The sequence below is a fragment of the Parendozoicomonas haliclonae genome, from assembly GCF_900174585.1.
Classification (GTDB): Bacteria; Pseudomonadota; Gammaproteobacteria; order Pseudomonadales; family Endozoicomonadaceae; genus Sansalvadorimonas; species Sansalvadorimonas haliclonae.
The window spans coordinates 248682-275335 of the sequence record NZ_FWPT01000002.1 but is presented as its reverse complement, the minus strand read 5'-3'; the positions used below and the strand labels follow the sequence as shown (position 1 = coordinate 275335).

The window sequence follows — 26654 nt, the reverse complement described above, 5'->3', positions numbered from 1 at the left end:
GTGCTGGTGTTGTAACCGCTCAGGAGGTGTCAGTGGCGGAGAAACTTGAGAAACAAAATCTGTTGTTGATTTCAGCAAGAACAACTCAGGATTTCGTGGGACAAAAACAGAAACTCCATGAGTTTATTGGTCAGCAGGATTCTGTTTCTCTTATCAATCTTTCTTTTAGTTTGGCGACAACCCGCACGCACTTCCCGATTCGGGCCGGTTATTTCTGTCGCAATGTCGATGAGCTTGTTCAGGCTCTGGAGCGTGAGGATGATCCTGTTGATACCTCCGCAGGTTCACCCACTCTGGTCATGTTATTTACCGGGCAGGGAAGCCAGTACCCTTCCATGGGCTGTTATTTGTATGAAAGGGAACCTGTTTTTGCCCAGGCCATAGACCGCTGTTCGGATATTCTGGAAGGGCAACTGGATATCAGCCTGAAGTCTCTGCTTCTCGAACAGCATCCACAGCTTGATCAAACCGCCTTCACTCAGCCCGCACTGGTGGCTCTGGAATACGCCATGGCCAGCCTCTGGTTATCCTGGGGGATTCAACCTGATGTGGTGCTTGGCCACAGTGTGGGAGAGATCACTGCTGCCTGCCTGTCTGGCATTTTGACTCTGGAGGAGGCGTTATTACTGGCCTGCGAGCGTGGTCGTTTAATGCAGGCCTTGCCAGATGGCGGTGGAATGATGGCCGTTATGGCGGCCGAAAATCAGGTGAAGGATGTAATCTCCCAAGTGCTGGGTTCACAGTATGAGCAGACCATTGCCGTGGCTGCTGTGAATACCCCAGGTCAGACCATTCTTTCCGGCACGAAGTCTGTACTGTCCCGGTTGGCGGAGGAGCTGTTACAGCAGGGCATCGATTCTCTTTCCCTGAATGTATCCCACGCGTTTCATAGCCCGCTTATGGAACCGATGAAGGAGGACTTTGGCAAGCTTCTGGACCGCTTTCACTATCGGCCACCCGCTATCCCTGTTATCAGTAATGTTACCGGTACGGAACTGGGGCTGACGGAATGTGATCCGGCTTATTGGAAGACACATGTCACCAGTCCAGTCAGGTTTTTGGACAGTGTACGTTACCTGTTGAAAAAGTATCACGGAAAGCCTTTGGTCTTTCTGGAGTGTGGTCCACAGCCCGTTCTTGCCGGGATGGTCAGGCAAATCGCAGCCGATGAACCTCAGGTCACTATTCTGTCTACCCAGGATCGCAATGATCCAGATACCTTTCTGAAAACACTTCTTGAATTACATCTTCAGGGATGCCGTATCGACTGGAAAGCTGTGTATGCCAATAGCGGCGGCAAGAAAATGATCCTGCCGGGCTATGCCTTTACCCAGCATCCGCGTTCTGAAACGCCACCACAAGCGACACCACTTTTGGATCAGCATTCCGAGTTTATCTTGACGATAGATCGTCATAGCAATGGCGCACTTTGGGATCATCGAGTCTTTGGGAAGGTCACTATCCCGGGTGCCTTTTACATTGCCGTTTTGCTGGAAGCCTGCAGGCAGTGGCAAATACAAGGTTCAACTCTGGAACATGTGGAGTTTCTGCGGCCTTTGGTCGTGAACGAAGACACATTGACGGTTCGGATGGTGAAAACCGAAAACGGTAATGAGTCCCTCTCTCTGTCGGTGTTTGGTGAGCAGGAAGGAAAAGAGATCCTGTTGGCCCGAGCCAGTGCTCCATTAGGTTTGATTGAGCAAGCCAAAGAAGGCAGTGACACTGCCGCGGTTATCGAAAAACACATACGCGATCATCCCGATGCGGTCAGTACCGATGAAGTTATAGCGGCCTTGTCCAGAGGGGACGTTGAGTGGGGTGCTGGCTGGCAAAAGCTGGAGAGCTTACATGTTGGCTCCCACTCTGCGTTGATGACAGTTAATGCGGGAGGTTGGGCCGTTGAGACTGCCGGAACCGCTGACAACTCTGAAGCTCATGTGATGAGAGTCGTCCAGCAGGCGGTCATGATTGACAATGTCTTTCCGGGTATTTTACAGCTGATCGATGAAGGAACTGATCCGGTTTTACCCTTTTCGATCGGGTCTGTTACCGTCACCCCTGTCTGGACCAGAGACAGGGAACCCTCTGTTGTATATGGCTGGATGCGGAAGGCTCAAAATCAAGAGGCTTCCGAGAATGGCTTAACAACAAATGTTGATTATCTGGACGAGCAGGGTAGTGCGTTACTACGGTTACGGGCGCTCCAGTTTCTTCCCGTGCAAAAGCAACAATGGTCGTCTTGCGATGGTTTGCTGTATCGCCTGTCCAGACAACCACTGCCACCGGTTGAGCATGTGCCAATGGCTGCCGATACCAGGGTGGTCCTGATTTACGATCCTCAACAAAGCTCATTAGGGGCTGAGCTTTCTAAAGATAAATCGATATTTGCCTCTCTGGATACGACAAGGCTGGACGATGGTCGTTCGCAGGATGATCTGTCGGCGCTCCTGTCTGGCGATCAGCGAGATGGCCTTACTCAGTACCTCTTTCTCTATGTCTTCTCTGCCGGATTGGACTGTGATGTCTGGCAGGCAACGTTGGCACAACAGCTCTCACTATGGGTTCAGTTTCTGACGGGGTTGCAGCAAAGCTGCTCTGGTGGAGTTTCACAATTGGTCATGGTCGGCATTGGCAATCAAACCGATGCCGACAATTTATCCCTGCTGTTTCATCGCTCCCTGACGCCACTGCTTGGCACTATTGCACTGGAGCACCCTGATCTGCATCTTCGCAGCGTGTATTTCGATCGCTACGAGCATGAGTTTTTGATGTGCGAACTGAGCGAGTTTAGCCATGACCGGTCAGCAGAGTCGTACCCTGTACGCTATATCGAGTGGGAGTGTAAGCAGCGCACTGTTCGGGTACTGGAACCTCTGGTTCGTGAACAACCTAGGGCTGATCAGGTATTGCACGGAACGACCTGTGTGGTTGTGGGAGGCACCGGAGCGATTGGCCTCGCCGTTGCCCGTTGGTTGATTGATCAGAAAGTCGGCCATTTGGTGATTCTCGCACGTACTCTGCCGGAAGAATCTGTTCAGGCCTCTCTTGTATCACAAGACAGCAATATTCGGGTCAGCTTTGTTACCGCAGATATCAGCTCCCGAAATGATCTTGATCACGCGCTGGACGCTATCCGTCAGGAAACCTGCTCGCTGATCATCCATCTGGCCGGGGTATTAGACGATGCCACTGTATTAAATACCCGTGACGATCAAATCCACAGGGTGATGTCCCCCAAGGTTTCCGGAGGCTGGAACCTGCATAGCTGGGCCTGTCAGTTTCAGCCTGAGGCGCAGCTCCTGTTTTTTTCTTCAGCGACGGGACTCTTTGGTGGAGCAGGGCAGGCTGCCTATGCGGTCGCGAATGGTTTTCTGGATGCCCTTGCCGATTATCGTGCAGCTAAAGGTATGCCGGGGTTCGCGATTGATTTAGGCCCTGTGGCAGGCCGTGGTATTGGCAGTGCACTGAGCGAACATGACCGTAACCGAATACGGGATAGAGGCCTTCGACCAATAGAGGTGGCTCGGGTGACAGAGTGTTTGGAACAGCTGTTGAACGTTGCAGGGCCATCACTTGGCCGGGTGGCGATTCTTGATGTTGAACCTGCGCTTCGTCAGCGGCTGGTGCATCCAGCCTCTTCCCTGAATCAACCTCAACCCGATGCACAAACGCGGCCTGTGAGCAGTGTGTCGGTATCTGATAAAACGGCTCTGGTCGAACAGCGGGTGAGGGAGGTTATGAAGCTTCGTCCGGAAATGGATTTGCCGGCGACGAGCCCATTGAAATCCCTGGGGCTCGATTCTCTGATGGCCTTGGAGATTCGTAATCTACTGGCTAAGGATCTTAATGCTCGGCTGCCCTCGACCCTGTTGTTTGATTATCCCACAACCGCAGATCTCGCCGCCTATCTGGAAACGGTCAGTCCGGAGAGTGATGAGTCATTGCCGACAAAACCTCCGGTGGCTGAGGATTCTACAGAGCAAACGAAAGACTCCATAGACACATCAAGTACGCCGGAGACATGTGTCGAGCAACCAGTGGCAGCCATTCCCGAGGTAGCCATCCCCGAGGTAGCAATAACAGGCATGGCCTGTCGTCTGCCGGGTGGGGTGACAACTCCCGAGCAGTTATGGGAACTGCTCCAGCAGGCCGGGTGTGTAGCAACGGAGGTTCCTCCCGAGCGCTGGGATGTAAACCGCTATTACCACCCTGAAACCGGTATTCCGGGGCGAATGTCGACCCGCTACGGTAATTTTCTGGATGATGTCTCAAGCTTCGATGCCTCTTTCTTTGCTTTGTCAGAGCAGGAGGCTCTCAAGCTGGACCCGCAGCAGCGGTTGCTGCTGGAAACCACCTGGGAAGCTTGCGAACGTGCCGGTCTGACGGAACAGGATCTTAACGGTTCCGACACCGGGGTATTTGTCGGTGAGATGGGCAATGAATACGGAACCTTGGCTGCCTCGGACTATCAGGAGCTGGATGGTTTTGCCGGAACCGGTAATCTGGGCTGTACCGCTTCGGGAAGAATCTCTTATCAATGGAACCTGACCGGACCGGCTATCACCATCGACACGGCCTGCTCTTCATTTTTGGTCGCCCTGCATCTGGCTCGCCTGAGCCTTGAGAGAGGGGAGTGCTCCCGGGCTATTGTCGCCGCCGTGGGGCTGACTCTGACCCCCGCGATGTATATTGAGTTTTCCCAGCTGGGGGCATTGGCTAACGACGGCTGTTGCAAACCTTATAGCGCGGATGCGGATGGAGTAGGTTGGTCGGAAGGGTGTGTCGCGATTGTACTCTCGGTGTATGAACCTTCACTTCCGGTGATACTGGCACGGTTGCGTGGCAGCGCCATCAATCAGGATGGTCGCAGTCAGGGGTTAACGGCACCCAATGGCCGGGCTCAGGTCAGGGTAATTACCGAAGCTCTGCAGGATGCTGGCTGCACGCCTGATGATATCGATTATCTGGAAGGGCACGGCACCGGCACACCTTTGGGTGACCCGATGGAAGTCCATGCTGTTGCTGAGGTTTTCCAGAGTCGTCAGCGTCCCGGCAAGCTGTTGTTGGGCTCAGTAAAGGGGAATGTTGGCCATACCCAGGCGGCAGCTGGAGGTACCGGGTTGCTTAAGGTGTTGCTGGCGATGCAAAACCGGAGCATTCCAGGAAGTTTGTTTTGTGACCGACCGTCTCCTGAGGTTCCCTGGTCCACCATTCCTGTAGAGCCTGTCACAGAGAATAGTTTCTGGTATTCCCGGGAAGGCGAGCCATTACGTGCCGGCATCAGTGCCTTCGGTATCAGTGGGACCAATGCCCATGTGATTGTGGAGAGTGCTGGTACAGCCTCAGAAGCAACGGCCCAGTCTCAAGAGATAGCAAAAGCCTGGCCGTTTATTATCTCTGCCAAAAGTCGTGAGGCTTTGCAGGCATGTCTGGAAGCCTTGAAAGACTATGTCGGGCGTTATTTTCATCCCCGCTCCCAGGTGATCCATAAGCAGTTACGTGATTTGTCATGGACCTTATTAAGGCATAGAACGCACTACAAGTATTATGTCGCCTTTGAGGCGAAGACGCTCAACGAGTTGGTATTCCAGCTCGAGCAGGCCTGTACTGGGGCGTTGGCGATTCATAGTGATAACACCCCACCTTACGCCTGGGAGGATGTTTTCAGCGATCCGGGCCGGATGCTGGCTCTTCCAACCTACCCATTTCAGCGGCGACGTTACTGGGCGGAAACTGCGAAGGTCGGGCAGCCTCAGACTTACCAACAAGCGCAGTCCTTATTTTACCGAAAAACTGTCGTATCATTTCCTCTTGTCGGAATTTCTGGGCCGTCTGGACTCTGGTCTGTCCGCGCTGTGGATGAAATGCGGCACAAGTCGCTGATTCAGTCCTTGTCTGACGCCCTTGAGAAGCAAGGCCATCAGGTCACTTCAGAGACAAACCACGAAAACAACACGCACATACTGTTAATCGTTGATGATGCGCTACAGGCACTGTCTGCTTGTCAGAAAATTTTGCCGGAGCTGCGAAACGGACGCTTGTGGCTTGCCCATGCCGTACCCGTTGAGGAAGAAAATCACGGCAGCCATCACAGTATTCAGAATGGCTTGCTGGCGGGGCTTGCTCTGGCAGCCAGTATGGAATATCCGGAAACTGTCGGGAGCTATCTGGAGTGGGCAATAGACGACAAAAGCGTACCAGAGGTGGTCGCCTCATTGCTTAATCATGGCTCGCTTGAGCACCGCGGGCTTGAAGATGCACTCCGGATCGAACAGGGCGCTGCTTACACGACCCGCCTTGAGTCAACAGCCCTGCGCCAGAACGAGCATCGATCTTTTTCGGCTATGCAACCTCTGGATGTTGTGTTGATAACAGGGGGAACGGGAGAGCTGGGGCGGTCGATTGTTCAGTGGTTTCTTGATCATGAAAAAGCGCAGTTGTTCATTCTGAGTCGTCACCCTGAAGATCATGAAAAGAGCCAGGCGTTTCTCTCCCGACTTTCAGGAGACCTTAGCCGTATAACCCTGGTACAGGGTGACTGTAGTCAGCGTGATGATTTACATAGCGTGATCAACGAGTGTCGGCAGCGAGGCACACTGTCCCTTGTTATTCATGGGGCTGGTTATTCGGACGATGCACTGCTGGATAGTCAGGAGAGTGACCGCTGGCAGCGGTTAGTTGCAGTGAAATACCAGTCCGCGCTCTGGCTGGATGAGCTGACCCGTGATATCGACTCCCTGCCTATGGTGCTGTTCTCCTCCGCCGTTTCTCAGCTCGGTAATATCGGACAGGCCAGCTATATTGCCGCCAACCTTGCCTTAAACCAGTTTGCTAAAGCCCGACCTCATACCCTGAGTCTGTGTTGGGGAGCCTGGGAGAATACGACACTTGCCCGCCAGCTGACCCCGGAAGCCATAGCGGTCAGCCCGCCACTCTCCAAGAACGAGGCTCTGGCTGCGTTTGGACAGGTGCTGGGCTGTTTTCTTGCAGAACCCACCAGCCAGGTGCTTATGGTGGCCCATCTTGATACAGAAGCTCTGTTCAAGATCACGGCCATTAAGCCTCGCCCTTTGTTTAATCTGTTGAGGGCAGCCCGTTTGCCATCAGAAAATGCTGGTTATTCGGCTGGTTCCCTCTTGCTACAAAAACTACGGGCTTCCGATCCGAAAGACAGATTGCAGACCTTGCTGGAGTGGCTACAGCAGCAGGTCGCGCAGATGCTGGAAATTGAGGATGCCACCACGATTCCCTGTAATCAGGGGTTGTTCACTCTGGGGTTGGATTCCCTGAAGGCGGTTGCTCTAGGCAAAGTGATCCAGACAGAAACCGGACTGACCCTGCCGGCGACCCTGGCTGTTAATACTCCGCACCTTATCGCTTTGGCAGAAGAGCTTTTATTGCGGCTGGACCAAAGTGGAGCGATGGATGTACAGGCTGCTCCTTCAGGTGACATTCCTTCAGATGATGAGCGCAGAGAGGTTGGGTCTGAGCGGAAAGAGATAAATAAAAGACACATCGCAATTATCGGCGCAGGGTTGAACCTGCCCGGTGATGTGGACTCTCTCGATAGCTTATGGACGCTGCTTGAGGCCGGAAAAGACACAGTATCGCCTGTCCCCACAGAGCGTTTTGATATCAATCTGTTTTACAATCAAAACCGACAGTCACCTGGGAAAACCTATTGCCGTGATGCGTCGTTTATCCAGTCGCCCTATCGGTTTGATCCGTTGTTCTTCGGTATGTCCAGTCATGAGGCTACCGCTCTTGATCCTCAGCAGAGGCTGTTACTGGTTACTGTTTGGAAGGCACTGGAACAGGCTGGTATTCCACCTTCATCCCTGCAGGGGAGCCGTACCGGTGTCTTTATCGGTATAGGCCCTTCTGAGTATGAACAGGTGAAGTCGAAAGACTTAAGCCAGTTGAGTGCCCACGATGTGGCGGGCACACATAACAGTTTTGCGGCAGGGCGCATTTCTCATTTCCTGGGGCTGAACGGCCCAAGTCAGGCCATTGATACGGCCTGTTCCTCATCGCTTGTAGCTGTGCATACGGCGATCCAATCCCTGTTAAGTGGAGAGTGTGATCTGGCGATTGCCGGAGGCGTGCAACTGATGTTTTCCCCCGCCGGGTTTGTGGCACTTTCCCAGTCTCAGGCGTTGTCTCCGGATGGACTCTGCAAGGCGTTCTCCGCCAATGCCGATGGTTATGGGAGGGGGGAAGGCTGCTGTATCGTCGTGCTGAAACGTCAGCAAGATATCGGGCGTGATGATAAGGCTTTGGCGCTCATTATTGGCAGCGCCAGCGGGCATGATGGCGCCAGTGCCGGTTTGACTGTTCCCAATGGTGCAGCCCAGCAGCAGGTGATTGAGCGAGCCCTGGACAATGCCGGTATCGCTGCAGCATCGGTCGATTATATCGAGGCCCATGGCACCGGAACTGCACTGGGTGACCCTGTGGAAGTCGAAGTGCTGAACCGGGTGTTTGGCGGCGAACGTTCCCTGAACGCGCCTTTGTGGATAGGTTCGGTCAAGGGGAATGTGGGCCATCTTGAATCTGCCTCGGGTATAGCGGGCCTGCTGAAAATTTTGGCCTGTTTCCAAGCGAAAAAAATCCCGGCGCATCTGCATGGTGAACCACTAACCGAGAAAGTCCCGTGGCAAGAATGGCCGGTCAGGCCTGTGTCCGATGTGATGGCGTGGCCTGATAAGGGTACATCCGCTCGAGCAGGAATCAGTGCCTTCGGACTGAGTGGCAGTAATGTGCATTTGGTGCTTGAAGACTCTCCAGTAAACGTTGAGATAACGCCAAAGCCCTCATCGCAACACGCAATAAATACAGAGAATCCTTTTGTATTTGCCTTCTCCGCAAAAACAGCAGCGGGACTGCTGCGATACTGTGAACGGTATGCAGCGTTTCTGGAGCAGTCTCCGAACCTTTCCCTTCTGGATCTTTCCTACAGTCTGCTGATCAGCCGTGATCATTTCCAACATCGATTGGTGATTATGGCCTGCTCTTTGGCAGAACTTCAGAGTGAACTGCTAAAGGTCAAGGATAAGATTCAGACACAGCAACCGGCACCATCTTTTGCTCCGGTTCGCTATGCGGCTTTATCCGCCAGCCAGTTGGCTCTGGAAGGCCATCATCCTGATGACGGGGAAGATCGGGAACATATAACTGCCGAACAAATGGCTGCCTTCTACCTGCAGGGAAAAGGCCTGAACTGGCGGCAGTTGTTCCAGAGCCAATATCAGAATGCCCCTCAGCGCATAGCGCTGCCTGGCTATCCCTTTGAGGAGCAGGACTATCGGCAAAGCTTATCGCCGGCTGTTGACGGGCTGGACTGGTGGCTTGATAAGGGTGCCTATCCCTTATCTGGTATGCGACAGCCAGCCCCGGATAATTGTCAGGATATTCGTTTTATTGTTCCGGTCTCCCGTGAGCAGACCGAGTGGCTCTACCATCACCGGGTCTACCAGAAACCTGTTGTGGCCGGGGCGGTGCATCTTTGCATTGCCATGGATACCGCGGCGGATTACTGGAAAACCACCCGTTTGCAGGTTGTGCACTGTAATTTTATTGAGCCAATGGTGCCCAGGGATCAGGATGTCATTTACCTACAGTTTTTGCCGGATGAACAGAACAAAACAGAAGGCGAGACTCTGCAGTTTATGACCTGGAGCCATAGCCAAGGGAGAACGATTGTTCATTGCCGGGGACGGATAAGCCGCGCGCCGTATGCTCATGATGGTTGTGATATCTCGTTTGATGGGATGAGAAAACTGGAGGCGCAACATCCGCATGCGATCTCCCCCGCCGAATGGGTTGATCGCGCCGACAGATTGTTTGAGCTTCAGTACGACCCGCTATGGCGATGGGTGACGTCTGTTCATACCGGCGACAAGTCGGTGATGCTGACGATGGAACCTCCGGATAACAAAGACATCGCATCACCCTTTGCTCCGGTCTTTTTTGATAATGCGTTCTCGATCGGCGCCAGCCTGATGGCTGACGGAGACATTAACCCTGAGCATATTGCTGCTTATACCCCTTTTGAACTGGCTGGCCTGACAACCCACGGTACCTTGAAATGGCCGGTTACCGCCCACTATAAGGTGGTTGATGACCGAAACATGGAGACCGTAACCGGTCATATCCGGATGTGGAATCGGGATGGTGAGTGCGTCTTTGATATCGAGCGTTACATTATCAAGCGGGCGCCACTTAAGCGTCTGCTGCGGCAGCTGGAGCAGGCTGATAACTCTCAGGGCTTAGGGGCGAATGCACAGGAAGCTGCTGATTATCACACTCTGCATACCCTGAACTGGATTCCTGAGCCGATACCGGTAGCTGCTGCCGGGCAACTTGCCTCGCCTGTTGCTGTTAACAAGGCTCGCAAAAAGTCAGGGTGGTCGATTGCACCGGAAGAAATCGATGCCCTGCATCGGGTCCGACAGTTTAATAGTGCGGTGGAAGCTATAGCCGTGCAGGATAGCCTTAACGCATTGAGCACTCTGGGTCTTCTGGAGGAACCGGTTGTTGATCTGGAGTGCTTTAGTCAGCAGAAAAAGCTCAAGGAGAAAAACCGGAGACTGTTACGCTGGTTGCTTATCAATGGAGAAACCGCCGGGTATTGGAATAGAAAAGACGGTGATGTGGATACCTGGCAACGGACGGACAAAGCCTGGGTTCCAGCAAATACCGATCAGAAACTTGAGGCTTTAACGACCAGTTACCCTGAATTTTCTCCAGCGATAGAACTGTATATCCGCTGCTCACGCAAAGTGGCAGATATCATCCTCGACCAGTCCGATCCGGTCGAACTCCTGTTTCCGGAAGGCCATCTCGATGATGTGAATTTTCTTTACCGGGATATGCCGGTTGCGAAACTGGCTAATGAGCTGGCAGGCCGTTGTATTCGCGATGTCTTTGGTGATCAGGAAACACCTCACCAGAACCAGCAACCGCTGCGCATTCTGGAGGTGGGGGCTGGCTCCGGGGCAACCATGCTTGCCGTACTTGAGCAATTATCCGGCATTGCCGTTGATTACCAGTTCACCGATATCGCCCCGCAGTTTATTAACAGGGCCAAACAGAACCTTGCTCACCTACAGCTGGCAGGACATCACAAGGTCTTTTTCAGTTTGTTTGATCTGGAACAGGAACCATCCGGGCAGGGATTGGAGTCGGATAGCTTTGATATCGTTATCGCCACCAATGTTATCCATGCCACCTGTGATATTGGTGTTGCTCTTGAGAACCTTCATATTCTGCTACGGGATAAAGGCCATTTACTGTTTATCGAAGGAACCAGCAGCAGCTTGTGGATCGATCTGATTTTTGGGCTGCTTGATGGCTGGTGGCGATTTACAGATACCTCATTGCGTCCGAACCATCCGCTATTAAAGCGTGAACAGTGGCTTCGGTTATTGCCTCTGTATGGTTATCAGCAGTGGTGTTGTCCGGAGTTAGCGCTGTCTGATGATGCGCTGTCATCAGACGAGAGCGGCCAGAGTCTCTTTCATTGCGTCTGCAAAAAAACGCAACCTGCAACCAACTGGTTGTTGTTGGGGGAACCGGCGAATGCTGAAGGCTCGGAGGATTTTGCGGCGCTGCAGAGATATTTGCAGCAATACAATATCAACCTTGTCAGTGGTCAGAAAAACTCTACGGAAGGGGACGTTGTTGCAACCCGTGCCGACGGCCTGCTCTGGCTGGTTAGTGATGCGCTGACGGAAAAAACTTCATCGCAGGATCAGAACACCTTACTGGCAGAGGACAGTCGATCGCTGTTTCTTTTGCAGAAGTGGCTGCCACAACTCAAGGCCGGTTGTCATATTGTGATGGTGTCTCGCAGGGTGGCTTATGGTGTGGGGCTGCAGACGCAACCTGCGCATTCACAAGGCGATGTTAGTGGCTATGACAGAGCTTATGAAAGCGCACATGCCCCGCTTTGGGGAGCTCTGAGAACACTGGAATATGAATACCCGGCTTGTCATTTCTTAAAACTGGATATGTCTCCGGACCTTACGGTAGAAGCCCGATTGAAAGCGTTGTCCGAAGAGTTGGCCAATCTTGGTAATACTGCAGACAAAACACGTCTTATCAGTAAAGAGATTCACCTCTCCCGTCCTGAGTCTGAACAGCAGATAACTCAACCTTTGCGCTTAACCTCCACCATCGTGCCGTACCAGCAGGATAACGCTGGGCCAGTCACCTTGCCGGAGCTGTCAGGCGATAACGGATGGTTTCTGATTACCGGTGGACTTGGAGGGCTTGGCCTGCTGTTTGCGGAGTGGCTGGTTGATCAGGGTGTCAGGAACCTATTACTCGTGAGCCGATCGGAACCCTCCCCGGATGTCGCAGAAAAGCTAGCTGAGATGATGGCTAAAGGCGCCACTGTTGAAACATTGCAGTTTGATGTGTCCGACTATACGGCCATGGAAGCTTGTCTGCGTGACCGGACCATTTACGGAGTTATCCACGGGGCCGGGGTTTTGAATGACAAAACCTTTCAGAACCTGACAGAGGAAGAGTACCGGGACTGCCTGCGGCCCAAGCTGCAGGGGGCATGGAATCTTCAACAGTTTTTGCATGACCGTGATGAGCTGAAACATTTTATTCTGTTCTCAGCGGCGTCATCGTTGACAGGCGCGCTGGGACAGGTCGCACACTGTGCCGCCAATGCCGGACTTGATGCCCTCTGCTGGCACCGCTGGCAACAGGGACTGCCTGCCCTGTGTCTGAACTGGGGGCGAATCACTGAACTGGGTTCTGCTGCCGAACTCAGCACTGCAACACAACAACGTATGAGTGAGATCGGTGTCTCGCCACTAACGCCAGAGATGGTATTGGAATACTTTGCCACAGTCTGGTCGGAAGCCACGACGGGGGCTTGTTGTCAGTTTATGGTGATGCCTGCCAGCGAGGCATTTTTCAAATCCCGTATCCAGATCGACAAACCAAGACCGGAAAAAATCCAGAAAAGCGATGAATTCGCTTACCGGTTGCTGCCAATAGAAGACAGCGTTGAACCAATGCAACACATTCTGGCCACGCTGGAAAAGAAATGCCTGCATCTGCTGAATATTTTTGATCTGACGTCTATTGATCCCTCCGTTCCCTTACAGCAGACCGGTATTGATTCTGTTCTGGCTTTGGAAATACGTAACTGGCTGAATCAGCAATTGTCTGTTTCTCTGCCGGCTTCTTTGCTCTATGACTATCCGACCCTGAATGATCTTGGACGGTTCGTCTGGACGCATATTCAGGCGATTCAGACTAAGGAACAGCAAGGCCAGGCCAGTGGAAGAACTATTGAGGACAATAACTTCGATGCCCTGGTTACCCTGAAATCAGGCGAGGTTAAATCAGGTGAGAATAGTGCCCGCGCGCTGGTGTTGATTCCCAAAGGTGGGAGCCATGCCATGGATTACCGGGATCTGTGTGCTGCGCTTAACCTTCCCGCATCAGACATTCCTGTTGTTGCCCTCGAATATCCCGGAAAAATTGAGAGTGAATCGGTCAGCAGTACCGAGGCTATTGCCGCCAGAAATCTGGATATTCTAAAGCGCCAGGGCGTTCGTCATCTGCTGATTGCCGGGCAGTCGATCGGTGCGGTGGTGGCGTTTGAAATGGCGCGGCTGGCTATGGCTGATCCGGAACTGCAGGTGACCGGGCTTGTTGTTATTGATATGTATGCGCCCGTTTCTCAGAACAGTCACTATTTTCAGATGCAGGGTGCCGAAACGGTCGCAAACCGTGTGCTGTTGTTTATCAATATGCTGAACCGGGTGGTGAAACTCAAGGACCATAGTCGCAGCCTCCCCGAGAACCTTGACGATATGTCTACGGAAGACGCCATCAATTTTGGTATCTCCTGGCTGAGAGCCAGCCATGATGACTTCAAGCACCTGGATGATGACCTGTTGGCAGACTTTATTATGAATACCACGCGTATTTCCCGTGTGAACCAGCACGAGCGCAGTATCTCTTTTGATTGTCCTGTGGCTTTGATCAGGGCGGCTGAACGTCCGATGGCTGAAGCACAGGATATAGACAATGATCTGGGCTGGAACAGCCTGGTTGGGGATGTGCTGGTTATCAAAGATAACCCCGGTGATCACCTGACCGTTGCCAAAGCAGGGAATGCCAGAGGGGTGGCCGAGGTTATAGAAGAACTGGCTGCCAAGGCTGGCTGGTGAGATCGCTCCAGAATGAATGCCCTTTCTCAAATAGTGAGTCCGATAACGAGCTTTGTACTGACAGTCTTGCTGTTACAAGGATGCTTCTGGCAGAAAGATGATCTGCAAAATTCACCGGCAGGGCAGGCGATTCCCATGCGCCTTGCCACGGATGTTGCCTCTCGCGTTTCCATTTGCGAAACCATTCAGGGTTATGGTCAGCTCAAAGCGACAAGGCACGTAGAACTGTTCTTTGAACAGAGTGGGAAAGTCTCAGCGCTGGGCAAGGATACCCGGAACCAAAAACTGGCGGTTGGCGCACGCGTCCTGGGTCCCGGTACGGAGTTTCCCCTGGGGCAGCCCCTTGGCCAGCTTGATACAAAACAGTTGCAACTGGAAAGTGAGCGCATCCGCGCCCGGCTGGACAGTTTGGAGATACAGAGGCAACAGCTACAGATATCTGCCAGCCTGGCTGACCGGGAGGTGAGTCAGAAGGCGCGGGAGTTAAAACGTATCGAAGCACTGGCCCAGCAAAAATCCGTGGCCCAGTCGGAGCGTGATCAGGCGACACACGCCCTGGATATTACCCAACTGGAACGTCAGGCCCGAGGTCTGGAACAGGAAGCACTGAAAAGTCGGCAGCGTGACCTTGAGGCTGAATTGGCCTTGTTGGAACTGGCGCTGGAACAATCTGTACTCCGGGCACCGTTTGATGGCGTTATTGCGGAATTCAATATCAGAGAGCACGGAATGGTGCTGGAGGCTTCAATCCCTGGAAGTACAACGGCTGTCGTTCTTGTTTCGGACGAGCAGGATACCGTGAACCTGACCCTTCTTAATCGTGATGTTGCTCGACTCAGTGTTGGTCTGACGGCAAGTGTTTGTGATCGGGAGAACCGCTGTCTTCCGGCTGAGATCAGCAGTATTTCCCCCAGAATTCGTCAGCAGACCCAGACGCGACTGGTCACATTGAAACTGGGTGGACAACCATCCGAACTACAACCCGATCTACAAAAAGCGTGGGTTGATGGGCAGGACATGAAAGTGACTATTTTTCAGTCGTGTGAAGAGGGTGTTCTGGCTGTTCCGAAAAGCGCTCTGGTGTTGACGGGTAAGGAAGCATATCTCTACCGCATTCAGGATGGGCACGCTTACCGGACAGTTGTTGTGCCTGGGGCCACCGATGGCTCGATGGTCAATATTCTTGAAGGTGTGCAAGCCGGTGATGTGATTGTCCGGGAGCCTCATGGAATAGATCTTGATGGCGTTCTCGTCAGTGATGAGGTTGATGCAGACACTGACTCTGGCGCTGTTACTGAGGGCGGTGCCTGATATGCCATCCATCAGTCCTTTTCCTGGTGAGAAGTTTTTTCTCTCTACCCGGTTAGGATGGCTGCTCTTGCTGTTTATGCTCGTCTTTGGATGGACATCAGCCAGTCATATCAGTGTTGAACAATATCCCCAGGTTGAGCTTCCCGTTGCGGTGATCTACGTAAAATGGCCGGGTGCCCGTGTGGAGCAGGTCGAGCGTGAAGTCGTTCGTCGCATAGAAGAAAACCTGCAATCGTTGTCATTTATCCGATCCATCAAAAGTGGTGCCGGTGATCATCATGCCGTTATCTATCTTGACCTGGATCTGGACGGCAATATGCCGGATATGATGGCCCAGATCCGGGAGCAGGTTCGGGAAGCAGAAGCCAGGATCCCGCCGCACCTCAATGTAGAGCGCTCCCTGATTGTGCAGGCCTCCATTGCCAATCTTCCACAAATGAAGGTGCTGCTCAGCGGCGTCAGTATACAGGATCTGACCCGTGCGGCGGACACATTAAAAGATCAATTAAGCGTATTGCCCGAAGTCGGGAAAGTGCAGATTTATGGCCGGACTCCCCATGAGGTTGTGATAAAACCGGACTATGCGGCTCTGGCAGCCCTGAATATAGGCATACAAACCCTGGCGGCCGTATTGCGGGATGCTTCCCGTTATGGCATCTGGTCATCCGGGCAGGCCCGTTCATTGGCATCAGGCGAGCCGCTCGATGCTTCCGGGTTTTATACCGGATACTTTGTAGATAGCCGTCAGCTGCCTGATATACCGATTGCCACTATCGAGGAGGAGGGTGGCATGCGGGTTATCCGTTTGGCGGATATTTCCCGTGTCGTGCATCAACCGAATACCCGTTCAGGGTTGATGCGTTGCAGTAACCCTGGGGAGCGTTCCATTCCCTGCGTAATGCTGACGGTCTCCTGGGTGGCAGGGAGTGATATACAGACATCGTCCAGTCATGTTCGGGAGGCACTTCGGGCCGGTGTCGTTCAACTTCAGCATCAAACCTCATTGAGTGGGCTCCAGTTACAGTTTATTGATGATACCAGTGAGCATGTTGGGTATGAGTTCAACATGCTGTTGCAGGCATTTGCCCAGACGCTGATTATTCTGATGGTGGTTCTGTTGCTGATGATGTCGTGGCGTTCGGCCATTCTGGCGGGAGTCGGTGTGATAATTTCCATGGTCGGAGCCATTGGCGTGCTCTATATCACGGGATCGTCGATCAATATCATCACCATTGTCGGGCTGATTGTTTCCATGGGGTTGATCGCGGATATTTTTATCCTGATTCTGGAAGGTCTGTTCGATGCGTTGCATCAACAGGGGCTGACTTTTAATCAAGCTGCTAGCTTTACCCTGCAAAGCTATTTTTTTCCCTCGTTGGCCGGTCAAATGACGACGTTGCTGGCACTGGTTCCCCTGTTTTTTTTGAATGGTGTTGAAGGACGCTTTTTAAGAGCGATACCCCATACTCTGTCGGCCATTATTATTGTCAGTTATCTGGTCGCGTTTCTGATTATTCTGCCTCTGTCCCGCTATATTTTTGATTCTCACACTGGTTCCCAAAAGCTTGCAGCAACACCGTGGGCGGCCCCTTATCTTGAGAGGGGGAAATCCTGGCTGGGCCACTATTTGCGTACAGGCCCAATAGCCAGCCAAAAAAAGGCACGGCGGTATTGTGTGATAACGGCTATTGCTATCGTGACCGGTCTCACGGCTGCAGCACTCTTGCCGGAGCAGACTGCGCCTCCGGTCGATGATCCGTTTATTGATATTAAAATTATTCTCCCCGAGCCTCTTGATCGCAAAACTATGGACACAGTCGCCCGGGAGGTTGAGATCTTTCTGGATGGTCAGCACGAAATTCAGCGTTACCAACTGTTCCCGTCCTCACAGCCACCAATGAGTCGTATGGACTATACATCCCTGATTGCTGAACGTGATAACGACAGCCAGTTTGGCGTTAGCCTGCAGTTAAAGCCCCGGGATTTAAGAGATAGGAATTCAGGTTTTATCGTTTCTGACTTGCGTAGTTCCCTGATACAGCTAATGAAGTCATGGCCTGGTACTGAGATCCGATTTTTCCATAAGGGAGGACGCTCCCTGCTGGTGCCAGCAGTACAGATTGTCGTGACTGGGCAGGATCTGAATGTACTTTCGACTATTGGTATCAATCTGCAAAAACAGTTAAGAGGTATCCCCGGGGTTTATGACATCCTGAACTCCCAGGGTGGTGGATTAAGTGATTGGCGTTATGCGCCGGATGGTGATGCCATGGCTCGATACGGTATCACTTCTGGTGACCTGGCAGAGGAGATGGCTCTCACGTTTGGGGATCCTCTTCCACTTGGGACGCTTGCTGAGGGCCGAGGCGACAGCGACGTACTGCTCTCCTCTGATCACCATGACCTGAATGCCCTGCCACGGGTGACTGGCGGTGGTGGGGAAAAGCGGTTGCTGGTGGATCTGACCGTCAGGGAACCCGGGCAAAGGTATCAGGCTTTGACCCATTTCAACGGGCAGCGGAGTCTTCTGATCACTGCCAATATTGAAACCGATGACACCGGGTTGTTATTAAGCCAGGTGGAGGCTTTGATTCAGTCCATCAGGGAAAGATTGCCGGAAGGCTACAGTCTTGTTCTCAAGGGCGATAATGAGGCTATCGATGAAAACCATAGTGATGCCATGATGGCATTGATGCTGGCTTTGGCGCTTATCTATCTGGTTTTGGTACTGGCTTTGGATAGCTATCTCCTCCCTCTTTTTGTTATCACCATGATTCCTCTGGCCATGGCCGCAACAGCGGTTATTTTTGTTCTGGTTAACATCCCGATTTCATTCTACTCGATGATAGGCATGATCGTGATGGCCGGTATTGTAGTGAATGACGGAATTGTGGTGATTGCGGCGATAAAGCATCAGCTTGTAAAAAAGCGGCAGCTCAAGGACCGGGACTTTATTGATGCGGTGGTCAATGGCGGTGTCAAACGTCTGGGGCCGGTATTAAGTACCAGTCTGACCACGATTCTTGGGTTGTTACCTTTATGCATGGTGGACGCCCGATGGCTGGGGCTGTGCGGGACGTTGATAGTCGGGTTATCTGTAAGCACGGTGCTTGTGCTGGTCATTCTACCGACTATGGTCTTTCTGGCTGGCCCCAAATGTTTTCGCCTCGCCAATGTCGATAAGATTTAAGACAACCATGGGACGTGGAAATGAGTGCCGAAAGAGACGGTGATAAAAAACAGAAAAATTACGCTGATTTTCTGAAACTGGATGTTCTGCTGAATCTCCAGGAGACATTCCAGCAACCGGCTGCTGCCGGTGAGATGATGTTTATCATGATTCATCAGATCAGTGAGCTGTGGTTCAAGCTGTTACACCATGAAATTCGGGAAACCTGTGAGCTGCTGGAGCAATCTCGATGTTTACCTGCCGTGACTCAAATAGAACGGATTCACGCAATTCTGCGGTCATTGATCTCGGTGTGGGAGTGTATGCAAACATTAACGCCAACCGACTTTCTTGCGTTTCGGTCTGCGTTTGGAAATTCATCCGGATTACAGAGTTATGGATACCGACTGATTGAATACGCACTGGGAGATAGGGATCTATCTTGCTTGAGGCGTTACGAGGAGATGCTACAAGGGTATACGCTATTAACTGCGGAGTTGGAAAGACCCTCTTTATATGACCATGTTCTTCTTTATCTAAACAAAAGGGGATTCTTGCTACCTGCGGAGCTTCTTGAGCGAGATTACTCTCAGGGATATAGCGGACATTCTGCTGTTGTGGATATTTGGCTGACTATATACAGAAACTCTGACCGGTATCAGGATCTTTTTATCCTAGGAGAGAAACTGATCGAGATAGACTGTCTTTTACAACAGTGGCGACATCGACATGCCGTTACTGTCGAACGTGTTATTGGTATGCAGCCGGGATCGGGGGGGACAAGTGGAGTTCCTTATCTTAAAAAAATTATGGAGAAACAGCTCTTCCCTGATCTTTATCAACTTCGTTTCCGACTGTTTCAAAGCCTGTGATAAGCCACCTCAGTCGGGAAGAGTTGATAAGAGAGTACTCCCCAAGTTCGCAATGTCCTGAAAGCGTTGAGTATTATCTTTCTCGCTACCGGCAATTAAGTCAGCGGGCAAGAAATACCTTAAAGGTTTATGAAAACCTGTCGTACGGCGATAAACGCGACAATATTCTTGATCTGTTTCCGCCAGTACAAAGGGGCTCACCGCTGGTAGTGTTTATTCATGGTGGCTATTGGCAGGAGACCGACCACAAGACCGCAGCCATGATGGCAGAAAACTGTATCGCCTCGGGATACGGCTTTGCGGCACTGCACTACACGCTGGCACCAGAAGGATCGATTGATGAAATGATTGGTGAGTGTGAGAAGGCACTGTTCTGGTTGGCACAAGAATCAGCAACCTATGGTTTCTTCACAGCCAATATAAGGCTAATAGGCCATAGTGCCGGTGCGCATTTGGTGGCGATGATGTTAACAAGGTCAGGTAAGCGTTTTCAGTCGGCAGGAGTGAGAATTGATAAGGCTATATTGATTAGTGGCATTTATGATTTGAGGCCCATTCTGCAAACGCCGGTCAACGGTGCTTTAGGATTGTTGCGTGATGATATCGAGCCTCTATCGCCCATCTACCATCTTCCGCCAAAGAATATCACTTATGAAATTGTTGTTTCTGAGCATGATACAACGGAGTTTATTCGGCAAAGTTTTTATTACGCAGAGCTGCTGCGGTGTAATGGTTATCAAGCACGGTTTAGAATCGTAGGTAATCATAACCATTTTGATGTGCTGATGGCTGATAACCTTATCTGAATAACAATTATTGAACCGGTTTGATCAGATTGAGACCAATCAGCATCCAGCACCATTCTTCAGGATACTGAGCAATAACTTCACTGGCTCTTTTATAGTAGGCTGCTTTTAAGCTTTGTATTTTTTTCAGAGAGGACACATCATCGGTTGGGAGAGCTTCGATAGGCTCGAGGTGAATATCATTATTAATTATGTATGAGAGGTAAAGTGGCTTATTCTCAAGTTCTGCAAGGTAAAAAGGAAAGTCAGAAACATAAAACTCGGTATTCAATAGCTTTGCTGTTGTGGTCTGCTGAGTCCTGATATCGGCAGAGATATAGATAACAGCATCGTTTCTAAGCGCTTCTGAGGCTTTGTGAAGAGCATTGTTGTCACCTCGAATAAAGCGTAACCCTTTACGTGTCATCTTTTTTTCAAGACTTCTATAAATAAACCCACCGTTACCTTCGATAGCCATATTGGTAATACCAAGGCTGTTGAGTTTGATTTGTATCTTTGAGTCATCACCTATGTGGATTCCGGCAATAATGGCACCATTTTTTAGTAATGCTGGGTTACCAAGCAGAGTTATATCATCAGGGTGGGTTTCACCCATGTTTTGAATGTCAACGATAGAACTTGCCATTGAGTTCTTAAGAGAGCTTTTTAGTTCATCACTATTTTTGGCAGGAAACATGCGAGACATAACCGGTATGATTTTCTTTTCCCATAACAGGTAAATAATAGAGGCCATGATGTGGTGTTTTCTTTTGATCATGGCTCATTGTCCTGAGGGGAAAACTTATTGTTTTTGGTAAGCTTCACTTGAGATGAATAAGTGAAGGTGAAACTGGAGGGGATCATCTCTTTCGGAAAGTTCTCTTGCAGCTTATGGAGGATAGCCTGCTGCATGTCCTCTTTTACACAATGCTCTTCAAGTACAATGTCTGCATGTATTGAGGCGACTATATCCATAACCTTCTTAGGTGAAAGCTTTGCAAATAGAACCCCTGAAACGTCTGAAATCGCAAGTTCAATCTCAAGGGGATCAATACGCATTCCTGAATATTTAAATTGGCGGTTAACCCGACCGGTTATGTAAAGACGACCTTCACTGACAAAGCCAAGGTCTCCGGTTGGATATTCATTGTGCTTTGTGCCCAGAGAGGTGACCAGGCCATCTTTGAGATATCCCGATGCCAGGTAATCACTACGAATGATGATTTCACCTTCTTTATCGCCCACAGGGTTATCAATAAAAATCTCGATATCTTCACGAGGGCGACCAGCAGGTACATAGCCTTCGTCATTGATATCATTAATGGAAATTTCTGAGGTTGATACACCAATAACCGCTTCTGTTGGGCCGTAGGCATTATGGATTTTGGCAGCGGGAAACTTTTCTGCCAGATATCTTAAGCAAGCCTTTGGTAATCCTTCCCCTGTTAAGAAGAAAAAGCTCAGGCTAGGTAAACTCTTGCAGTGAAAATCATGCATAAGAAGAAACTTCAGCAACAGCGTTGGCGTTGAAAACCAGAAAGATATTTTGTTGCTACGTATCGTATTGATAATTTCACTGGGATGAGAGAGGTGTTCGTTATCTAACAGTGTCAGCCTGCCCCCCCACCCCGACATGCTGGCAAGAATAAATATCGTTGGATCGAAGTTGAATGGGAAAAAGCTGAGAGCTGATGTTTCTGGCGAGTAGAAAGGCCATGACAGCATCCATTTTATCATGTTGTTAATGGCTTTATTGCTGATAACCACACCTTTAGGTGTACCTGTGGTACCCGAAGTGAAAATGATATATGCGATATCCTGGAATTGACCAGGTGAATTTTGATCGACACCGTAAGATGATATTTCATCAGTCTGGCAATTAATTAGGTAATAACTTTTTATAGAGTCAAGCATCTGTTCCTTTCTTGCTTGACCAGTATCGGCATTGAGAGGCGTGAACGGCTGCTTGGCAGAAAAGCAGGCCATCATCCATTCCAGTGATGACAGTGTTCTACCCCCAATAAGGACGCAGCAATAGCCTTTCGCCATTGTCTCTAAGATATTTTTTTTTTAGTGACAGCAATCTGGAATGCACGCCAGTCAATATCCCTCCCTTCGATACTTAGAAAGGTTCTGTCACCATCTTTATCCTGATCGCAGAACTCACGTTTTTCCCATGAGTAGTACATTTGACTATCCAGTTAGCTATGAATGGAAGGTGTTAGAGCCTATGACTGTTGATTGATAGCCTCTGCTATAGCAATAACATTGCGAAACTGTTTTTTTTCAAAGCCTTTCAAGTCCAGTCTTATACCAAAAGCTTCTTCAATAAGAAGTATGAAGGTTATCAACTTAACGGAGTCGAACCGGGAGTCGTTTGCCAGATCACTGTTTTCATCAACGTCAGGAAGGCCTGTCTTTGCCAGTATTATTAGAACTTCCTGTGGGGTCGCCATAGCTTGATCTGCTGAGGATGAATTCGGTGGTGAATATAGACTATGTACTGCATTCTCACAGAGAAAATGAGCGAGGTCTGAACGTATTATCCGGCTAAACTTTCGCTATTCTTTCTGGTCGGGATGTACTCCTAATGAGTGACAAAAAAGTAGTTCTGATAACTGGAGCATCATCAGGAATAGGAAGAACCACTGCGGAATATTTATGTGGTAAAGGGTATAGAGTTTATGGCGCTGCAAGACGCGTGAACGATATGCAGGAGATACAGAGAAAAGGTGGTGAAGCGCTCTTTCTTGATATCACTGATGAGGAAAATATCCAATCAATTGTGTCCCGAATCATGGATTGTGAAGGGCGAATTGATGTTCTCTGGAATAATGCTGGGTTTGGTCTTTACGGTGCGATTGAAGATGTCAGCCTTGATGATGCGCGGCGTCTATTTGAGACAAATTTATTTGGATTGTCTCGTCTTTCCCAGGAAGTCTTACCGCATATGCGCAAAAACAGATCGGGGCTGATCATAAGTACCAGCTCTGTGTCAGGTGTAATCTCTTGTCCACTCTCAGCCTGGTATGAAGCGACAAAACATGCTTTGGAAGCTTGGTCCAACAGCCTTTCGATGGAGGTTTCACAATACAATATTAATGTGAGTACTGTTGTTTCAGGTTTTTTTGATACGGATATCTGGCATAGCGCGAGGGGGGATGTTGTACAGAGAACGCAAAGTTCATCCTACAAGGCGCTGTATGAGTTTGTGATAGCGCAGACGGATAAAGCTTTTTCTCAATGTAAAAATAACAAGGCCTGTTCCACCATGGTCATGGCGAAAATGATCGAGAAAATTATCAATGATCCTAAGCCAAGGCGCACATATTATACGGGCTATATGGCCAAGAGAATGGTGCTTTTATATAAAGTGCTCGGCTTTCATTTATTCAAGGCGATGATTCTCTCGCAGACCAATAAAAACAGTCATAATGATAAATGATTTCTATTGTTTTCTTGTCGATGTCTTTCTTACGACATCATTATCTAAACGACCCAGCCAATAGTTAACGATTCAAAACCATTGAGGGCAGGTGCTCTGGTTTGAATGATTGGTTCCCCGATTAGCTTCAGGTCAATGAAGTTATCGATTAACATGTTGACCACACATCGTGCCTGTATTTTGGAAAGCTCCGCCCCGCGACAGTAGTGTATACCGTAGCCGAACGAGAGATGCTTCTTGATATCGGAAAGCTCCCTCAGGATATTGAAGGTATCAGGGGCATCAAAAGTTTTAGGGTCAAGATTCGCTCCGGAAAAAAGCATTAAAATTTTGCTGTCTTTTTTAACGGTGTAAGGCCCCAGGGTTTCTTCTTCGCGGTTTGTCCGGAACAGGCCGTTGATCGGGGAGTCTATGCGGAGTGTTTCTTCTATGGCATGTTCTACCAAACGTCGATCATTCTTTATCAACTCAAACTGTTCAGGATTGCTAAGCAACCTGTAGGTGATATTTCCAAGCAGTATCGTGGTTGATGTACCCGCAGCCAGGAGCAGGAAGTTAAGCACACCAAAGATGTCCTCTTCAGAAAGGAGGAACCCATCGCTGTCACAGGTTGTTAATAAACAGCAGACCGGATTGCTGCTTTCATCCAGAGCTCCGGATCTCATCCCATCTTTGCAATACCCGATAAATTCTCTCATAAGGGCGACAGATTTCATCACGCTTTCAGCCGACTCAGGACGGGCTGCGCGGGTGGTAATTTTCTCGGCTTTCGTATCCTGTGGCTGATAAAGCTCTTCGGCAATGGCGATAGCTGCTTCGGCGAAGTGTTCAGGCCACTCCTTCTCAATATTGGTAATGGCGCCCAGGCCCAGCAATGTACAGAGTGCATATGCCGGCAAGACCTTGAACAATTGACGCTGAATATCGACCTGACCATCGCTGTACCAGGATTGCAACTGGCTCTGTATATACGTCTCCAGCGCAGGCTGTATCTCGTGATATTTTTTCTGGTTAAAAGCCTTGGCAAGAATATTAACCTGGGTTGTATGCAACGGTGGATCTGTACCAAGAAGTACATCGCAATTGGGGTGTGAATAGCTTAGACCGGCGCCATATTTGTTCTCCCAGCGGTCATGGTCACCAAGTATTTCCCGTGCCTCATCGTAGGAAGCAACAGCGTAGTACTGGTCTTTTTCAGAAAAGGCAAACGGACAGCCGGAATCATGCATGGCTTTGAATACTTTCTTGCTGTTCTGCAGGAATGAATCAGAACGAAAGTCTGGGCAGAAGTGCTCTTTTGTCTGCTTTTCCTTATTGGTCATGATCCAACCTTGAGCTTGTCTTGAGTCTGCATCTTGGTATTAAACCGGTCTGATCAAAGATCGTAGACCATGGTTGTATGGAGGCATGGCTTTTGAAGAAAATTCCACTAACTTGAGTCTCATTTCACTCATTGTGGACGTTCATCACCATGATCATTTTTTTCCTTCCCTATGCCGGCGGGAGCGAGACCATCTATAGGGATTGGGATTCTGGAAAAGAAGATATGGTTTTTGTTCCCTTATCTCTGCCGGGGCGTGGGAGTCGTTTTCACGAACCATTACTTACGACTATAGAGGACATGGTTGCGGATCTGGTTCACCAGATGAGTCAGCGCTTGCAGGAAGGGGAGTCATATAGTCTGTTCGGGCACAGTATGGGCGCCATGCTCAGTTATGAAATTGTTCGTTCCGCACCGTCATTTCAGTTCCCGGTGCCAGTCCATATTTTTTTGTCAGGTTGTGAGCCTCCTCATTATCAGCGCAAACTGTTTCTGTCTGACAAAGACGATGATCAGATCATTGCGCTGTTAACCCGGCTAGGTAGCATTCCTAAAGTGTTGCAGTCAGAAACTGCACTGTTGCAAATGTTGTTGCCGATTTTGAAAACAGACTATGCCATGGTGGAGTCCTGGAGTGGACATTACGCCAACACGGTTTCAGTACCTATTACTACGCTTGCCGGGGATTGTGATGATGTGGCAATCCAGGACTTCATAAGAAAATGGTCGCTTTACACGACGCTAAATCATAGCCATTATCAGTATCAAGGGAATCATTTCTTTCTGGAAATGAACAGAGGGGAAATTATTAAGATGATTGTTGATACCTTGTTGAGTCATTCTTGATTTTTATTTTTTAATTCTGTTTTAGATGAGTTAATCCTATTTGTAACTAGAAGGATCGGAATCTTCACTGTTCTAATTTTAAATTTTTGGAAGTGAAGTTCCGATCAGGGATGATAGGGGCTGCCTTGATGACCCTGTTATTTCACAGTGTTAAATTCATTCTTGTTGGTAGATGCTAAACGCATTAGGTGTGCATTTTGATAAGAGATATTTCGTGCTGTCAGTATGGAACACAATATAAATGTCACCTGTTTCTGAGGCTACTATCGATTCAGTCGCCCATACCGGATCTGCATCAAAGTTTATAAAATAACGGAAGTGGTTAGTGAGAATGATGTCATGATTTATCTTATCCTCACCCATTAAGTGATATGGCTGCCAATTGGTAAGATTAGCTTCCAATATTCTCTCTGCAGATTTTGTGACAGCGTCAGTGACGGGCACCATTGGCTTGCACTGTTGGAAGTTGAACGTAACTTTGCAGGACGCGGGTCCGAAGTAGCAATCTTTTAGCTGGTCATAAGAATTTCTTTCATCTGCCTGTATCTGTGAAGATCCGATGGCCATTAGGGCAGCCATAACAGTTCCACCACAAAAAGTGTTTATATACTTTCGTGCAAACATAATGAAGATCTCTTTCTGTTTAGCTCGGTAGTCTGGATAATAGAATACAAATTACATATCCAGCCGTTAGAGGAGATATA

12 protein-coding genes are annotated in these 26654 nt (G+C 49.9%); 7 read left to right on the top strand and 5 right to left on the bottom strand.

The features are described 5' to 3' along the window. Positions 1 to 32: 32 nt before the first annotated feature. The 5 genes from EHSB41UT_RS24330 to EHSB41UT_RS04430 all read left to right on the top strand — a co-directional run bounded on the left by EHSB41UT_RS24330 (position 33) and on the right by EHSB41UT_RS04430 (position 20359). Positions 33 to 14201: a type I polyketide synthase gene (locus EHSB41UT_RS24330; protein ID WP_106408271.1), complete on the top strand. Its 14169-nt coding sequence runs from the start codon at positions 33 to 35 to the stop codon at positions 14199 to 14201. Positions 14202 to 14336: 135 nt separating this feature from the next. Then, complete coding sequence (locus tag EHSB41UT_RS04445; RefSeq protein ID WP_165767148.1) at positions 14337 to 15512, top strand: efflux RND transporter periplasmic adaptor subunit; 1176 nt, start codon at positions 14337 to 14339, stop codon at positions 15510 to 15512. After that, the gene (locus EHSB41UT_RS04440) at positions 15442 to 18702 is read left to right on the top strand and encodes an efflux RND transporter permease subunit (protein WP_087107262.1); all 3261 of its coding nucleotides are present in this window, start codon (positions 15442 to 15444) and stop codon (positions 18700 to 18702) included. Before EHSB41UT_RS04445 ends, EHSB41UT_RS04440 begins: the two co-directional genes overlap by 71 nt. 20 nt (positions 18703 to 18722) lie before the next feature. Then, positions 18723 to 19553 (top strand): tryptophan 2,3-dioxygenase, encoded by an 831-nt coding sequence (locus EHSB41UT_RS04435; RefSeq protein WP_087107260.1) that lies wholly within the window; start codon positions 18723 to 18725, stop codon positions 19551 to 19553. A gap of 23 nt (positions 19554 to 19576) precedes the next feature. Continuing rightward, positions 19577 to 20359, top strand: coding sequence for an alpha/beta hydrolase (locus tag EHSB41UT_RS04430; RefSeq protein WP_165767147.1), 783 nt, complete (start codon positions 19577 to 19579; stop codon positions 20357 to 20359). Positions 20360 to 20366: 7 nt separating this feature from the next. On the opposite strand, the gene EHSB41UT_RS04425 is transcribed toward EHSB41UT_RS04430, so the two are convergent. The 3 genes from EHSB41UT_RS04425 to EHSB41UT_RS04415 form a co-directional block, all read right to left on the bottom strand. After that, entirely contained in the window at positions 20367 to 21116 is a 750-nt protein-coding gene (locus EHSB41UT_RS04425) for a lysophospholipid acyltransferase family protein (RefSeq protein WP_087107257.1), read from the bottom strand. Continuing rightward, positions 21113 to 22387 (bottom strand): AMP-binding protein, encoded by a 1275-nt coding sequence (locus tag EHSB41UT_RS04420; RefSeq protein ID WP_087107255.1) that lies wholly within the window; start codon positions 22385 to 22387, stop codon positions 21113 to 21115. The genes EHSB41UT_RS04425 and EHSB41UT_RS04420 overlap by 4 nt, the downstream gene beginning before the upstream one ends. 179 nt (positions 22388 to 22566) lie before the next feature. Next, a complete protein-coding gene (locus EHSB41UT_RS04415) occupies positions 22567 to 22794 on the bottom strand; it encodes an acyl carrier protein (RefSeq protein WP_087107253.1) in 228 nt (75 codons plus the stop codon). A 134-nt stretch (positions 22795 to 22928) separates the two neighbouring features. Between EHSB41UT_RS04415 and EHSB41UT_RS04410 the strand changes: the two genes are divergently transcribed. Continuing rightward, positions 22929 to 23783, top strand: a complete 855-nt coding sequence (locus EHSB41UT_RS04410) for an SDR family NAD(P)-dependent oxidoreductase (protein ID WP_087107251.1) — start codon at positions 22929 to 22931, stop codon at positions 23781 to 23783. A gap of 44 nt (positions 23784 to 23827) precedes the next feature. On the opposite strand, the gene EHSB41UT_RS04405 is transcribed toward EHSB41UT_RS04410, so the two are convergent. Next, positions 23828 to 25105 (bottom strand): cytochrome P450, encoded by a 1278-nt coding sequence (locus tag EHSB41UT_RS04405; protein ID WP_087107249.1) that lies wholly within the window; start codon positions 25103 to 25105, stop codon positions 23828 to 23830. Between the two features lie 149 nt (positions 25106 to 25254). Here EHSB41UT_RS04405 and EHSB41UT_RS04400 point away from each other — a divergent pair, with 149 nt between their 5' ends. Further along, entirely contained in the window at positions 25255 to 25950 is a 696-nt protein-coding gene (locus EHSB41UT_RS04400) for a thioesterase II family protein (protein WP_087107247.1), read from the top strand. 156 nt (positions 25951 to 26106) lie between these two features. Here EHSB41UT_RS04400 and EHSB41UT_RS04395 read toward each other — a convergent pair whose 3' ends face one another. Next, positions 26107 to 26574: a hypothetical protein gene (locus EHSB41UT_RS04395; protein WP_087107245.1), complete on the bottom strand. Its 468-nt coding sequence runs from the start codon at positions 26572 to 26574 to the stop codon at positions 26107 to 26109. Between the last annotated feature and the right edge of the window lie 80 nt (positions 26575 to 26654).